This window comes from Bacillus sp. MD-5, assembly GCF_002201875.1.
GTDB lineage: Bacteria > Bacillota > Bacilli > Bacillales > Bacillaceae > Bacillus > Bacillus stercoris.
Window position 1 is genome coordinate 1,855,113 of sequence record NZ_CP021911.1, and the last position, 14,850, is coordinate 1,869,962.

Annotated in this window: 10 protein-coding genes and 1 tRNA gene; 4 read left to right on the forward strand and 7 right to left on the reverse strand. The window is 43.4% G+C overall.

What is annotated here, in order from left to right; all coding sequences use genetic code 11:
- Nucleotides 1-99: 99 nt before the first annotated feature.
- Entirely contained in the window at nt 100-1,491 is a 1,392-nt protein-coding gene (locus tag CDO84_RS08930) for an MATE family efflux transporter (RefSeq protein WP_014664169.1), read from the reverse strand.
- Nucleotides 1,492-1,775: 284 nt separating this feature from the next.
- On the opposite strand from CDO84_RS08930, the gene iseA reads away from it, so the two are divergent.
- Nucleotides 1,776-2,321, forward strand: a complete 546-nt coding sequence (iseA, locus tag CDO84_RS08935) for a DL-endopeptidase inhibitor IseA (protein WP_014664171.1) — start codon at nt 1,776-1,778, stop codon at nt 2,319-2,321.
- A gap of 90 nt (nt 2,322-2,411) precedes the next feature.
- On the opposite strand, the gene CDO84_RS08940 is transcribed toward iseA, so the two are convergent.
- From CDO84_RS08940 to CDO84_RS08950, 3 genes are all read right to left on the reverse strand, one after another.
- A tRNA-Arg gene (locus tag CDO84_RS08940) sits at nt 2,412-2,484 on the reverse strand.
- 52 nt (nt 2,485-2,536) lie between these two features.
- Nucleotides 2,537-3,082, reverse strand: coding sequence for a site-specific integrase (locus CDO84_RS08945; protein ID WP_014664172.1), 546 nt, complete (start codon nt 3,080-3,082; stop codon nt 2,537-2,539).
- A 315-nt stretch (nt 3,083-3,397) separates the two neighbouring features.
- On the reverse strand, nt 3,398-3,628 hold the full coding sequence (locus CDO84_RS08950; protein ID WP_003231472.1) for an excisionase family DNA-binding protein: 231 nt from the start codon (nt 3,626-3,628) through the stop codon (nt 3,398-3,400).
- A 184-nt stretch (nt 3,629-3,812) separates the two neighbouring features.
- On the opposite strand from CDO84_RS08950, the gene ggt reads away from it, so the two are divergent.
- Complete coding sequence (ggt, locus tag CDO84_RS08955; protein WP_040082998.1) at nt 3,813-5,576, forward strand: gamma-glutamyltransferase; 1,764 nt, start codon at nt 3,813-3,815, stop codon at nt 5,574-5,576.
- Between the two features lie 126 nt (nt 5,577-5,702).
- Here the strand turns inward: ggt and CDO84_RS08960 are convergent, their stop codons facing one another.
- A complete protein-coding gene (locus CDO84_RS08960) occupies nt 5,703-6,560 on the reverse strand; it encodes a LysR family transcriptional regulator YofA (protein WP_040082997.1) in 858 nt (285 codons plus the stop codon).
- 128 nt (nt 6,561-6,688) lie between these two features.
- On the opposite strand from CDO84_RS08960, the gene CDO84_RS08965 reads away from it, so the two are divergent.
- On the forward strand, nt 6,689-7,678 hold the full coding sequence (locus CDO84_RS08965) for a zinc-binding dehydrogenase (protein ID WP_040082996.1): 990 nt from the start codon (nt 6,689-6,691) through the stop codon (nt 7,676-7,678).
- 59 nt (nt 7,679-7,737) lie between these two features.
- On the opposite strand, the gene gltD is transcribed toward CDO84_RS08965, so the two are convergent.
- Both gltD and gltB read right to left on the reverse strand, forming a co-directional pair.
- On the reverse strand, nt 7,738-9,219 hold the full coding sequence (gltD, locus tag CDO84_RS08970; RefSeq protein ID WP_040082995.1) for a glutamate synthase small subunit: 1,482 nt from the start codon (nt 9,217-9,219) through the stop codon (nt 7,738-7,740).
- Nucleotides 9,220-9,235: 16 nt separating this feature from the next.
- On the reverse strand, nt 9,236-13,795 hold the full coding sequence (gene gltB, locus CDO84_RS08975) for a glutamate synthase large subunit (RefSeq protein ID WP_040082994.1): 4,560 nt from the start codon (nt 13,793-13,795) through the stop codon (nt 9,236-9,238).
- Nucleotides 13,796-13,941: 146 nt separating this feature from the next.
- On the opposite strand from gltB, the gene gltC reads away from it, so the two are divergent.
- Nucleotides 13,942-14,844: a glutamate biosynthesis transcriptional regulator GltC gene (gene gltC, locus CDO84_RS08980; protein ID WP_014664178.1), complete on the forward strand. Its 903-nt coding sequence runs from the start codon at nt 13,942-13,944 to the stop codon at nt 14,842-14,844.
- Nucleotides 14,845-14,850: the final 6 nt, after the last annotated feature.

Consider the following 14,850-nt stretch of genomic DNA (forward strand, 5'->3'; position numbering starts at 1 on the left):
ATAAGAATTCAATGTACTGTGCCATATTTCCTCCATTTTATGTTTCCCCTATCAAATAAAAAACACCGTTCAAACTCATGAACGGTGTGATTCGGGAGACTATTGGATGAGACGTGTGATCTGTTTCTTTTTCCACACGAATTGATAATACCCATAAATCAACAGCAGGCTGACGGCAAATGCAGCCGGATAGCCAACCCAGACGCCGAGTATTTCAAGCTTTGTGTAGTGAGAAAGGACGAAGGCGACAGGCACCTCAACTCCCCAGATCGAAAATATACTGATAACGGTCGGCCATAAAACCGTTCCGCTTGCCCGCATCGTTGCGGAAATAATTTGGGCATTTCCAAACAGCAAATAGCTCCACAATGTAATCATCAATAGACGGTGCGCAATGTAAAGCGTCTCTTGCTCGGTTAAAAATAACGCTAAAATCTGATGTGAAAAAACATAGATCAAAATGATCAGTACGCCGCCAATGATATAATTCAGCCAAATCCCCACGCGAATGACCTGCTTTAAGCGGTCAAATTCGTTCGCGCCAATCGATTGCGCAGCGAAAATAGAAACCGCGATACCAAGGCTGACGGCCGGCATTTGTACATAGCTGGCCACCTGGTTGACCACTCCGTATGCAGCTGTTGCATTAGAGCCGTAATGATTGACGAATGAAATAACCGCTATCTCTGATAATGAGACAAGAATCATATTGATGCTTGCTGGAATCCCAAGACGCAGCAGGAGAGCCAGCAGTTCCTTATCCATTTTCAAATAACGCCGCACTGTTTTATCAAATTGCAGCGGGTGTTTTCGTTTTCGTAAATACACCATTAACACAAGAAAAGTCGCAATCGTGGAAATGACAGTTGCATATGCCGAGCCGTATATGCCCAGTTTCGGAAGACCAAACATGCCAAGGATTAAGACAGGCAAAAGGGAGATGTTGATAACCGTACTCACAATCAGTGTATAAAACGGTGTCTTGGAATCTCCTGTTCCCCGCAAAAAGGTAGTATATGCAAAATATAAAAACATAAACGGCATAGCGTAAAATAAAATACGTGCATAGTTAGCGCTGACATGAATGACATTTTCAGGCGTGCCCATTAAACGAAGGATATCCAGGGTGAATATACTGCCGATGACGGCTAACACAACGCCTAATAAAAATGTAAACGTGAGCGTCGTCCCGACAACAGCCTTTAGCCGTTCTTCATTTTTCGCCCCATAGGCTTGTCCGATCAGAATCGAGCTTCCTGAACCAATCCCAATCGTAAATGAGATTAAAAGAAAAAATAACGGGAAAAAGGATGATACAGCTGCCACTGCGTCAACACCGAGCCATCTGCCTACAGCCATCATCCCGACAAGCTGGCCGACTGATTGCAGCACATTGCTCAGCAGAAGAGGCACCAAAAAGAGTGACATAGACCGCCAGACTGATGGTTTGCTTTTCTCTTGAGTTACATGAGGTTCTTGTGATGTTTCCATATTGAAGGACTCCTTTATTTGAATTCGTTTTGAACATGCCCTCATTTTTTGACAAAAACAGGAGATGCAACATGTTATTATTCATCACTGTATATATGAAAACCTTCCCGATTCTTCTCATTTTACACATCTTTTTAGCTTATGAAGAATAAACTAGCAAGTAATGGCGTATTTTTTGCGAGTAAAAGAATAAAAAATAATTTATGCAAAACTATTGTAATCTGGACGTAATTATTGTAACATTTGTAACATAAGAGAAAGAGATTTTGAAGGAGAGAGCGATAATGAAAAAATGTCTTCTATTTCTAACAACCATTGCACTTATTCTGTCATTAAGCACAAATGCATTTGCGAAAAATACATCAGGCGATTTATCACAAAAACAAGCACTGCAGCTGGCGTTATCCGCAAGAGAACATTTTTGGAACACAATGAGCGGCCACAATCCAAAGGTGAAAAAAGCAGTTTGCCCGTCCGGCACATTTGAGTATCAAAATCTTCAATATGTATACATGTGCAGTGATCTAGGCACTAAAGCAAAAGCGGTGAATTACCTAACTCCTATTTTTACAAAAACAGCAATCGAAAAAGGCTTTAAAGATTATCATTTCACTGTTTCAAAAGGAAAACTCGCTGTTCCGATCGGTGACGGAGACAACCTTTTAAATTGGAAAAAATCAACCGCTAAACTGATCTCTAAAAAAGGCAGCACAATCACTTACGAATTTACCGTTCCTACTTTAGACGGATCCCCTTCTGCAAAACGGAAAGTGACATATGTGAAAGAAAATAAAAAGTGGAAAGTTAATCAATTTGACGCAGTTATATAAGAAAAACGCCCTGCATAAGCGGGCGTTTTTTACTTGTGAAAAAAGAAAGACAACAGGCGAAAAGTGCCTGTTGTCTTTCTGTGAATATAACGCTCTAGGAGAGATTCGAACTCCCGACCTGCAGTTTAGGAAACTGCTGCACTATCCGCTGTGCTACTAGAGCTTTTGGTATTTATATAGTAGCTCTGATAATCAATATTTTCAAGCGATTTGTATTAAAGCCCTCCAAAAACCTTATACGCGGCTCTTGTCGTATCTTCATCAATACCGATATACCGCATTGTAATTGAAGGTGATGAATGATTCAGTATTCTCTGCAGCTCGGCGATGTCTTTTGTCCGCTGATAAAAATGATAGCCAAACGTTTTCCGGAGTGTATGTGTCCCTATCTCCTCAAGTCCGCACGCCGCAGCTGCCTCTCTTAAAATTCTGTAGGCCTGAATGCGGGAAATCGGCTTTCTGGTCCGCACAGATTTAAAAAGATATTCATTTTCCTTCATATCTTTCGTATACTCGTATATTTCCTGTTTCAGTGACTCTAAAATAAGAATCTTTCTTTTCTTTTTCGTTTTGCTTTCAGTCGCCCATAAATGATCTTTATGTTTAACGTCCTTCACTTGCAGCGGCAGAATATCAGAAATGCGGAGCGCGCTGTTGATTCCGAAAATAAACAGAAAATAATCCCGCTTGTTTTTGTTAAGCAAATACTGTTTGACTTCTTGGATTTTCTCTAGACTGCGAATCGGCTGTACAATATGCATCAAAAAACTCCTTAAAAACCGTTATGTAACGTTTTGAGGCTTATGTTACTATTATAGCTGAAAAACCTTGAATGTCAAAGCGTGACGGTATTTATGTAACATAATATACATAGTGTTACATAAGCGTGTGAGTAAGCTTCTGCAAACCTCCTTCCTTTTAAATGGCCTTTAGATCCTCTTATAAAGCTTTTAATCTCTCAGATACTTATCCCCCTAGTTATGATCAAAAAGCCTCTTAAAACGAAATCTGACGTTCCTGATTTTTCAGCGTTTCTGCAAAAACATACAAAAAAAGACACAATTTCAAATTGTGTCCTAATCTTCATCCTTTACATCAATATCTTCCGGGATTGGTTCATTTAATATTTCCTGCACAAGTGCTTTGTAATTCTCCAGCTGTTCGAGATGCGTTTTGAACTGCTCCTTATAAATCAAAAATTGCTCCCCGTCATGAACGGCCCTGATTTTTCCTTCGAGCACCAAGCTTTTAATATAATCCTCTGAAAGATTTGTATATTCTGCTGTTTCTTCGATCGTTAAATACATATAGCAGTCCCTTCTTAATCCGTATGCTGATTCTAATATAGCACATGGCTCATCTCAATATAATCAATTTTGCACAGAAAAACGGCTTTGTGTACTATATAATATACCATTTGTCACTTGTGAAAACGCTGTAATTTTTTTACGCTAAGATTGTAACAATACAGCTTCATATAGGAGGGAGAACATGAAAAGAATGTGGAACGTCTGTTTAACAGCTCTGCTTAGTGTCCTGTTAGTCGCTGGAAGTGTCCCTTTTCACGCGGAAGCTAAAAAACCGCCCAAAAGCTACGATGAGTACAAACAAGTAGATGTCGGAAAAGACGGCATGGTTGCGACCGCACATCCTCTCGCTTCAGAAATTGGTGCTGATGTGCTGAAAAAAGGAGGAAATGCCATTGATGCAGCGGTCGCTATTCAATTCGCACTCAATGTAACGGAGCCGATGATGTCAGGCATTGGCGGCGGCGGTTTTATGATGGTGTATGACGGAAAAACGAAGGATACAACGATAATCGACAGCCGTGAGCGTGCACCAGCAGGCGCAACCCCTGACATGTTTTTGGATGAAAACGGCAAAGCCATTCCTTTCTCTGAACGTGTGACAAAAGGTACTGCCGTTGGTGTTCCAGGCACGCTGAAAGGGCTGGAAGAAGCCTTGGATAAATGGGGAACCCGTTCAATGAAGCAATTAATTACCCCTTCTATTAAACTCGCTGACAAAGGCTTCCCGATTGATTCAGTGTTGGCAGATGCCATTTCTAATTACCAGGAAAAACTGTCACAGACAGCCGCAAAAGATGTATTTTTGCCAAATGGCGAGCCGCTGAAAGAAGGCGATACCCTTATTCAAAAAGATTTGGCCAAAACGTTTAAACTTATTCGCTCCAAAGGCACTGACGCTTTTTATAAAGGAAAATTCGCCAAGGCGCTTTCTGACACTGTCCAGGATTTCGGCGGATCAATGACGAAAGAAGATTTAGAAAATTACGACATTACAATTGATGAACCGATTTGGGGAGACTATCAAGGCTATCAAATCGCCACTACTCCTCCTCCAAGCTCCGGTGGTATTTTCTTATTGCAAATGCTGAAAATACTTGATGACTTTAACCTTTCACAATACGATGTCCGCTCATGGGAGAAATATCAGCTGCTTGCCGAAACGATGCATTTGTCTTATGCCGACCGTGCGTCATACGCTGGTGATCCCGAATTTGTAAATGTTCCTCTCAAAGGCCTGCTTCACCCCGATTATATTAAAGAACGCCAGCAATTAATCAACCTAGATCAAGTGAATAAAAAACCGAAAGCCGGTGATCCTTGGAAATACCAAGAAGGATCAGCAAACTATAAACAAGTCGAACAGCCGAAAGATAAAGTAGAAGGCCAAACAACCCACTTTACAGTTGCTGATCGATGGGGAAATGTTGTTTCCTATACAACAACAATCGAACAGCTATTCGGAACGGGTATTATGGTCCCTGATTACGGTGTTATTTTAAACAATGAATTAACGGATTTTGATGCGATACCAGGCGGAGCTAATGAAGTACAGCCAAACAAACGGCCTTTAAGCAGCATGACCCCGACGATTTTATTTAAGGATGACAAGCCTGTCCTCACTGTTGGATCTCCTGGCGGGGCCACAATTATTTCATCCGTTTTGCAAACCATTCTCTACCATATAGAATATGGTATGGAATTAAAAGCGGCTGTTGAAGAGCCAAGAATTTACACAAACAGCATGAGCTCTTACCGTTACGAAGACGGAGTTCCTAAAGATGTCCTCAGCAAGCTGAACGGCATGGGCCACAAATTTGGCACAAGTCCGGTGGATATCGGAAACGTGCAAAGCATATCGATCGACCATGAAAACGGCACCTTTAAAGGCGTAGCTGATTCAAGCAGAAACGGCGCAGCGATCGGCATTAATTTAAAACGCAAATAAAAAGAAAAAACTGTACTCTCTTCAAATGAGTACAGTTTTTTTATGCCCATCTTTAAAATAAAAACTGATAAACGGCTTTATTCTGCTAATGCAGTGTATCAGACCAGAAATCCAACACGTCTATCTTCATCTTTTCATTTCGTTTATCTCATCAAGAAATGTCTGAAACGCACTCGTAATAAAAAAGTCTTTCCTGTATATAAATACGATCTCTACGTCTTGATATGCTGCTGGCAGCTGATAAATCCATACATTCGTTCGATGCTCGGAGCAATCAATAGCGGACCTTGGGAGCAGCGCCGTACCCATCCCGGCGGAAACTCCTTTTATAATCGCCTCCAATGTGCCAAACTCTATGATTTTTTGGTTGGGTATGCCTGCTTCCTCCAGTAATCTTTTGACCCTGTCACGATGAGAACAGCCTGCTCCAAAAAAGAGCATCGGCTGCTGAAGCATAACCTCGGCCGACCCTTCTCGTGATGAAATCAAAACTAATTCATCACGGGAAACATGGATTTGTCTGACAGCAGTGTGCTCAACCGGTCCATATACAAAAGCGCCATCAACTTTATGATCAAGAACCTGTTGAATCAGATGATGCGTATCAGCTGTGTTCACCGATAAATCCACATCAGGAAAACGTCTGAGGAAGGAGGCGGCATGTTCGGGCAGATGCGTTACCGCCGTCGTTTCTAGTGAGCCGATCCGCAACGGCCCTTTCGGATGCCGGCTCATCTGTGCCGATTTTTCAGCTTCGTCTAACAGCAATAATACTTGATCAGCATATTGCAAAAGATTTTCTCCCGCAGCAGTCAGCTTCATCCCGCGATTCGTTCGATGAAAAAGCCTGATATTCAAATTTTCCTCAAGGTTATGTATTCTGGCTGTCACATTCGATTGAACATAATTCAGCATTTGCGCTGCTTTCGTTATGCTTCCTTCACGGGCCACAGCCTGAAAAATCTTTAAATCTCCGCTTTCCACGGGCTCTCACCTTCTTGCTATGATTAAAAGTGATAGTGGCTATCATATTTGTTCATTTTACTCGAAGAAAACTGCTAAGTAAAATATGTAAAGATATGAAAATACAATTCAATGAGGAGGAAGACAACATGAAAGCTGTAATTCACAATGGAACAACCGGACTGCAGGGATTATCATTTCAAAACGTCCCTACGAAAAAGCCTGGATATGGAGAGGTAAAGGTAAAATTAAAATCCGCGGGTCTGAATCATCGTGACCTGTTTCTCATGAAAAACAAATCTGAACAAGATCCTCACGTGATACTCGGTTCTGACGGCGCCGGTCTCATTGAAGAGATTGGTGAAGGCGTGAAAAATGTTACTGTTGAAACAGAAGTCATCATTTTCCCGACATTAAACTGGGATTTGACAGAGAATGTTCCGCCTGTACCTGAGATTCTGGGAGGTCCTTCTGATGGAACACTTGCTGAATATGTGATCATTCCTTCACAAAATGCAATCAAAAAACCTTCTTATTTATCTTGGGAAGAAGCGGGTGTTTTACCTTTATCCGCTTTAACTGCATATCGGGCCCTGTTTACGAAGGGACAATTGAAAAAAGACGAGCATCTATTGATACCCGGCATCGGAAGCGGAGTTGCAACCTACGCTTTATTGATGGCGAAGGCGATTGGGGCAACAGTAAGCATGACCTCCCGCAGTGAGGAGAAAAGAAAAAGGGCGCTGCAATTAGGTGCTGATTACGCATTTGACAGCTACAGCAATTGGGATGAACAGATGCAGGGAAAAAAGGCTGATGTTGTTCTTGACAGCATAGGCCCTGCCCTCTTTTCGGAATACTTCCGTCATGTAAAGCCGAATGGCCGCATTGTCAGCTTTGGGGCAAGCTCAGGGGACGATCTCAGTTTTCCGGTGCGTTCTCTATTCTTTCCGCAGATCAATGTTTTGGGAACTTCGATGGGAAGCGGTGAGGAATTTCGCGATATGCTCGCTTTCATTGAAAAACATAAGCTGAGACCTGTAATCGACCGCACATATCCTTTAGAAAAAACATGTGATGCATATAAAAGAATGCAGGAAGGCAGGCAGTTTGGAAACATTGGGGTCGTAATGGAATAAAAAAAGAAACCGGCTGGCAACCAGACCGGTTTCTTTTTTTATATGATAATCCCCTTTATTTACGGAAGAACTGAACTCCCCATCAAATACCGATCCACTTCACGCGCTACTTCACGGCCTTCATTAATCGCCCATACGATTAAGCTTTGGCCTCTTCTTGCATCCCCTGCGGCGAATACGCCATCGATATTTGTTTGATAATCCCCATATGCTGCACTAATTTTGTTGTTTACAGAATCCACACCGAACTGTTTCAACAGCGGCTGTTCTGTGCCTTCAAAGCCGATAGCGATAAAGACAAGCTGAGCAGACCATACTTTTTCAGTTCCAGGCAGCTCGCGGAACTCGTATTTTCCATGCTCATTTTTCACTTTTTCCATTTGGATGGTATGGAGCTCCTTCAGCTGGCCATTTTTATCCGCGACCATTTTTTTCGTTTGAATGGAGTATTCCCTCGGATCTCTTCCGAATTTTACTTCCGCTTCTTCATACGCATATTCAAGCGTAAAGACGTGCGGCTGTTCAGGCCACATATTGTCATTCGTGCGGGCTGGCGGAAGTTTTGGATGTTTGCCGAATTGATGCACGCTTTTGGCTTTTTGTCGCAGAGCAGTAGCTACACAGTCAGCTCCTGTATCTCCGCCTCCGATAACGATGACATCTTTCCCTTTGGCGTCAATGAATTGCTTGTCTTTAAAATTAGAATCTAAATAGCTTTTCGTTGCGAGCGTCAGGTAATCCATCGCGTAATGGACTCCTTTTGAGTCGCGCCCTTCAATTAAGAGGTCCCGCTGCTTTTGAGCGCCTGTGCACAGGATCACAGCATCAAATTGCTCCTTTAACTCATCCGCTGTTATGTCAACACCGATTTCTGTGTTCGTGACAAAATCAATTCCTTCTTGCGTCAGTAATTTAATTCGGCGTTCTACAATGCCCTTCTCAAGCTTCATGTTTGGAATGCCGTATGTTAAAAGGCCGCCCGCTCTGTCTGCTCGTTCAAAAACAGTGACGGAATGTCCCGCTTGGTTCAGCTGGTCAGCACTCGCCAGTCCGGCTGGGCCTGACCCGACGATGGCCACTTTTTTGCCTGTTCGTTTTTTAGGAATTCTAGGTTGAATCCAGCCGTTCTCAAATCCTTTGTCGATAATGGTTCGCTCGATATTTTTAATTGAAACGGCCGGGTCTGAAATCGCTAAAGTGCATGACCCTTCACAAGGGGCAGGACATACCCGCCCTGTGAATTCAGGAAAGTTGTTTGTTTTCAACAGACGTTCCAATGCTTCTTTCCATCTGCCCCGGTAGACAAGATCATTCCATTCAGGAATTAAGTTGTAAATCGGACAGCCGGATGTAAATCCGTTAATGTCCGCACCGATCTGGCAAAACGGTGTACCGCAATCCATACACCGCGCCCCCTGCCGTTTCGATGCTTCTTCTGAAAAAGGAGCAGAATATTCTTTCCAATCCTTTAAGCGAGTGAGAGGGTCCCGCTCAGCAGGTTTTTCTCGTTTGATCTCCATAAATCCAGTTGGTTTCCCCATGTTCCTCTCCCCTTCCTTACTGTACTACCGCTTGTTTTTGTCCAGCTGCTGTATTCTGCTTTGGCTTCGTGTTGGCCTCAAAAGCGAACATGATGGCTTCTTCTTCTGATAAACCTGCAGCTTTTTGCTCTTCGATGCTCGCAAGCATTTGTTTATAGTTTTTCGGAATGACTTTAACGAATTTTTTTACGCTGTCTTCCCATTGAGCAAGCAGATCTTGTGCTTTTTGGCTGTTTGTATACGCAGCATGTCTTTTAAGCATTGCTTTGATTTGCTGGATTTCTTTCTCATCCTCTAATGATTCAAATAAAATCATCTCAAGGTTGCATTTGCGTTTAAAGGCTTTGGCATCTTCAGCCAATACATAAGCGATTCCGCCGGACATACCTGCCGCAAAGTTTTTGCCTACATCACCGAGAACGACAACGCTGCCGCCAGTCATGTATTCGCACCCGTGGTCGCCGATGCCTTCTACAACAACGTTCACACCGCTGTTCCGAACGGCAAAGCGTTCACCAGCACGTCCGTTAATATATGCTTCTCCGCTTGTCGCACCGTAAAAAGCAACGTTGCCGATAATGACATTGTCATCCGAAGCAGAGTTGAATTCTTCTGGTGACTTGACGATGATTTTTCCGCCAGAAAGCCCTTTTCCGACGTAATCATTTGAGTCTCCGTCCAAATAAAGTGTCATTCCTTTAGGAACGAAAGCTCCAAAGCTTTGGCCGGCTGATCCAGTAAAGTGCAGCTTGATCGTATCTTCAGGAAGCCCTTCTTCTCCGTAGCGCTTAGAGATCTCACTGCCGGTTATCGTTCCGGCTACACGGTTTGTATTATTGATTTCAATCGATATATCAGCTTCTTTTCCAGATTCGATGGCTTCTTGTACTGCCGGGAGAATCGTTGTGATATCAAGCGATTGTTCAATTTTATGATTTTGCGGTGATTGGAACGTCCGTACGCCTTCAGGCTGATAAAGAAGTGTAGACAAATCTAGCTGGCTTGCTTTCCAGTGCCCCTTCGCCCGTTCACTTACATGAAGTGCATCAGTGCGGCCGATCATTTCATCAAATGTCTTGAAGCCTAACGCGGCCATGTACTCACGAACTTCTTCAGCAATGAACAGCATATAGTTCACAATATGGTCGGGATCCCCCATGAACTTTTTGCGAAGCTCTGGGTTTTGTGTGGCTACACCGACAGGGCATGTATCCAAATGGCAGGCACGCATCATGACACAGCCGAGTACAACTAACGGAGCCGTTGCGAAACCAAATTCTTCTGCACCGAGCAAGGCAGCCATCACAACGTCGCGGCCCGTCATGAGCTTTCCATCCGTTTCTAATACAACACGGTCACGAAGGCCGTTAAGCATTAATGTTTGATGTGCTTCTGCAAGACCAAGTTCCCATGGCAGCCCTGTATGTTTAATACTGGTTTTCGGAGAAGCGCCTGTACCTCCATCGTAGCCGCTGATCACAATGACATCTGCAGTCGCTTTGGCCACACCTGCAGCAATTGTGCCTACGCCTGCTTTTGACACCAGCTTTACGCTGATTCTTGCGTCACGGTTGGCATTTTTCAAATCGTGGATCAGCTGGGCTAAATCCTCAATTGAATAAATGTCATGGTGAGGAGGAGGTGAGATTAAACCGACACCTGGTGTTGACCCTCGGACATTAGCAACCCATGGATATACTTTGTTTCCAGGCAGCTGACCGCCTTCACCCGGCTTAGCGCCTTGAGCCATTTTAATCTGCAGCTCATCAGCATTAACAAGGTAATGGCTTTTGACACCGAAACGTCCTGATGCAATTTGTTTGATCGCACTTCTTCTATCATCGCCGTTCACATCTGGAACAAAACGTTTTGGATCTTCTCCGCCTTCACCGCTGTTGCTTTTTCCTCCAAGACGGTTCATTGCGATGGCTAAAGCTTCGTGTGCTTCCTTACTCAAGGACCCAAATGACATCGCACCCGTTTTAAAGCGTTTGACAATCGATTCAGCGGATTCAACCTCTTCCAGCTTCAAAGGCTTGCGGTTTCCGTCAAATGCGAACAAGTTCCGCAAAAATCCGATGCGTTCTTCATCTGCCGCTTTTGTATACTGTTTAAACAGATTGTAATCATTTCTGCGGCAAGCCCATTGCAAGGTATGAATCGTTTTCGGGTTAAACGCATGATGCTCTCCGCCATTTCTCCATTGGAAGTCACTTCCCGGTTCAAGCGTTTTGCTGTAATCATCCTGATACGCTTCTCGGTGACGGCGCTGCGCCTCTTCTGCAATTGTTTGTATATCGATGCCGCCGAGCTGTGATGCAGTACCTGTGAAATAGCGGTCGATCACATCACGGCTGATTCCTACCGCTTCAAAAATTTGGGCGCCTCTGTAACTTTGTACGGTTGAAATCCCCATTTTGGACATGACTTTTACAACGCCTTCAGTAATGCTTTTTCCATATTTGCTGACCGCTTCTTCATAGCCGATATCCAAACGGCCTTCATCAATTTCCTGCTTGTAGGTCGCATAAGCGAGATAAGGGTTAATCGCATCTGCTCCATAACCGATTAATGCTGCAAAGTGATGCACTTCACGTGCTTCTCCCGACTCCACAATAATGCTGACTTTCGTACGCAGCCCTTTGCGGATTAAGTGCTGATGCAGCGCGCTTACTGCCAGAAGCGGCGGAATTGGTGTCAAGCTCTCATTCATCTTTTTGTCTGATAAAATTAACAGGCTTACGCCTTGACTGATGGCTTTCTCTGCCTGTGTGAACATGTCCTTTAATCCGCGTTCAAGATCCTCTGAAAACAGCACATCGATTTTTTGGCTTTTTAAATCAGGATGAACAATCGTTTTCAATGCGTAAAACTGTTCATTGGATAAAACAGGTGTATACAGTTTAATCCGGCGAACGTTTCGTTCACTTGGGTGAAGAAGATCGCCTTCCGCACCAAGCCATGTCATCGTTGAAGTGACAAGCTGCTCACGAATCGCGTCGATTGGCGGGTTCGTTACTTGTGCAAACAGCTGCTTAAAGTAGTTAAACAGTGATTGCGCGCGATCGGAAAGTACAGCAAGCGGCGCGTCATTCCCCATTGAACCAAGGGGGTCTTTGCCTTCTTTAATAACAGGAATGAGATATTTTTGGATATCCTCATATGTGTATCCGAATGCCTTTTGGCGAGTTAGAAGATCAGTAAATTGTTCTTCCTCTCTTGATTCCGGATCAGGATTCACTTGGACAAGCTCTTCTTCTAGCCATTTTTGGTACGGGTATTCAGTTGCAATTTGTGTTTTGACTTCTTCATCGGAGATAATCCGGCCTTCTTCCAGGTCAATTAAAAGCATTTTCCCAGGCTCAAGACGGTTTTTATATAAAACGTTCTCCTGTTCAACGTCAATAACGCCTACTTCAGATGAGAAAATAATATAATCATCTTTTGTGACATAATAACGGGCCGGACGGAGACCATTCCGGTCAAGAATTGCGCCGATTTGTTTTCCATCAGTAAATGAAATGGCTGTCGGTCCGTCCCAAGGCTCCATCAGAGAGCTATGGTACTCGTAGAACGCTCTTTTTTCCTTAGACATATGCGTATTTTCCGTCCAAGGTTCAGGAATGAGCATCATTGCTGTATGTGCCGGTTTGCGTCCAGCCATCACAAAAAACTCAAATGCGTTATCTAAAATGGAAGAGTCACTGCCGTCAGCATTGAGAATCGGCAAAATCTTATTTAAGTCCTCACCGAAGCTTTCAGATACAAATTGCTGCTCACGTGCTCTCATCCAATTGATATTTCCGCGAAGGGTGTTAATTTCACCGTTGTGAACCAAATAGCGGTTAGGATGCGCTCTTTCCCAGGTAGGGAATGTGTTGGTGCTGAAGCGCGAATGAACAAGCGCAAAAGCTGAAACGAATGCTTCATCTTGCAAATCAGAATAAAACGCATCAACCTGTTCAGGTGTTAAAAGGCCTTTGTAAACAATGGTCTGGCTTGAAAGACTGGCAAAATAAAAATCAAAACCTTCCGTTACACCCCAGTTTTCAGCCTGTTTACGAATGACATACAACTTTCGTTCAAAAGATAAATTGTCCTTTAGGTCAGAGCTTGCGCCGATAAATACCTGACGGACAAACGGACAGCTTTTTTGTGCCACTGTTCCGATTTTTCCGACATTTACAGGTACAGTTCTCCATCCAAGAACGACTTGGCCTTCTTGTTCGATCAGTGCATTGATTTGCTTTTCAATTTTTTTTCTTTCATCTTTTTTCTGTGAGAAAAAGACCATTCCTACCCCATAACGTTCTTTTTCCGGCAGATTGATGTCTTTGCACTCTTTTCTAAAGAAAGCATCAGGGATTTGAACCAGTAAGCCGGCTCCGTCTCCTGTATCCGGATCACTGCCTTGCCCTCCTCTGTGGTCCAGCTGGCAAAGCATCTTAAGTCCTTGTTTGACAATGTCATGAGTCTGCTTGCCCTTTAAGTGTGCGTATAGGCCGATTCCGCATGCATCATGTTCAAATTCAGGATGGTAGAGACCTTGAGCTTTTGGCATTTGATTGTACGTCATAATTCCTCTCCCCCGATCAATTTCCGATAATACCGGTCATAAAATCTAACAACTCTATAATCATTGTAGGTTTTCAAAACGATATAAACAATATATAATTTAGATCAAAAGAATCTCAAATTGAGATAGATGGATGTGAGACAAACATGGAGTTGCGCCAACTGCGTTATTTTATGGAGGTGGCTGAAAGAGAACACGTTTCAGAAGCTGCTGATCATTTGCATGTGGCCCAATCAGCAATCAGCAGACAAATTGCCAATCTTGAAGAGGAATTAAATGTGACCTTATTTGAGCGTGAAGGGAGAAATATCAAACTCACGCCAATCGGGAAAGAATTTTTGATTCATGTGAAGACCGCAATGAAAGCCATTGATTATGCAAAAGAACAAATTGATGAGTATCTTGACCCGCACCGCGGAACGGTAAAGATCGGATTTCCTACGAGCCTCGCCAGCCAGCTTTTGCCGACTGTCATTTCAGCGTTTAAGGAAGAATATCCGCACGTCGAATTTTTGCTGCGCCAAGGCTCCTATAAGTTTCTGATTGAAGCTGTCAGAAACCGCGATATTGATCTAGCCTTATTAGGGCCGGTGCCGACGAATTTCTCTGACATAGCGGGGAAAATTTTATTCACTGAAAAAATTTACGCGCTTGTTCCATTAAATCATCCGCTCGCTCAACAAAAAACGGTTCATTTAATCGATTTGCGCAACGATCAATTTGTATTGTTCCCGGAAGGATTTGTACTCAGAAAAATGGCAATCGATTCCTGCAAACAAGCCGGCTTTGCTCCTCTCGTTTCAACGGAGGGTGAGGATTTGGATGCTATCAAAGGATTAGTGTCCGCAGGAATGGGCGTTACCCTTCTGCCTGAAAGTACGTTTGCTGAAACAACACCTCGTTTTACTGTGAAAATTCCAATTGAGTTCCCTCAAGTGAAGCGGACTGTCGGAATCATTAAACCGAAAAATAGAGAGCTGGCGCCTTCTGCGAATGATTTTTATGAGTTTGTCATTCAATTCTTCTCTAAGCTGGAGCAGTATCAATAAAAAAAT

Bases quoted from the DNA above. Each gene is read 5' to 3' on its own strand.
- CDO84_RS08930 (WP_014664169.1), bottom strand. From the start codon at position 1,491: ATGGAAACATCACAAGAACCTCATGTAACTCAAGAGAAAAGCAAACCA.
- iseA (WP_014664171.1), top strand. From the start codon at position 1,776: ATGAAAAAATGTCTTCTATTTCTAACAACCATTGCACTTATTCTGTCA.
- CDO84_RS08945 (WP_014664172.1), bottom strand. From the start codon at position 3,082: ATGCATATTGTACAGCCGATTCGCAGTCTAGAGAAAATCCAAGAAGTC.
- CDO84_RS08950 (WP_003231472.1), bottom strand. From the start codon at position 3,628: ATGTATTTAACGATCGAAGAAACAGCAGAATATACAAATCTTTCAGAG.
- ggt (WP_040082998.1), top strand. From the start codon at position 3,813: ATGAAAAGAATGTGGAACGTCTGTTTAACAGCTCTGCTTAGTGTCCTG.
- CDO84_RS08965 (WP_040082996.1), top strand. From the start codon at position 6,689: ATGAAAGCTGTAATTCACAATGGAACAACCGGACTGCAGGGATTATCA.
- gltD (WP_040082995.1), bottom strand. From the start codon at position 9,219: ATGGGGAAACCAACTGGATTTATGGAGATCAAACGAGAAAAACCTGCT.
- gltB (WP_040082994.1), bottom strand. From the start codon at position 13,795: ATGACGTACAATCAAATGCCAAAAGCTCAAGGTCTCTACCATCCTGAA.
- gltC (WP_014664178.1), top strand. From the start codon at position 13,942: ATGGAGTTGCGCCAACTGCGTTATTTTATGGAGGTGGCTGAAAGAGAA.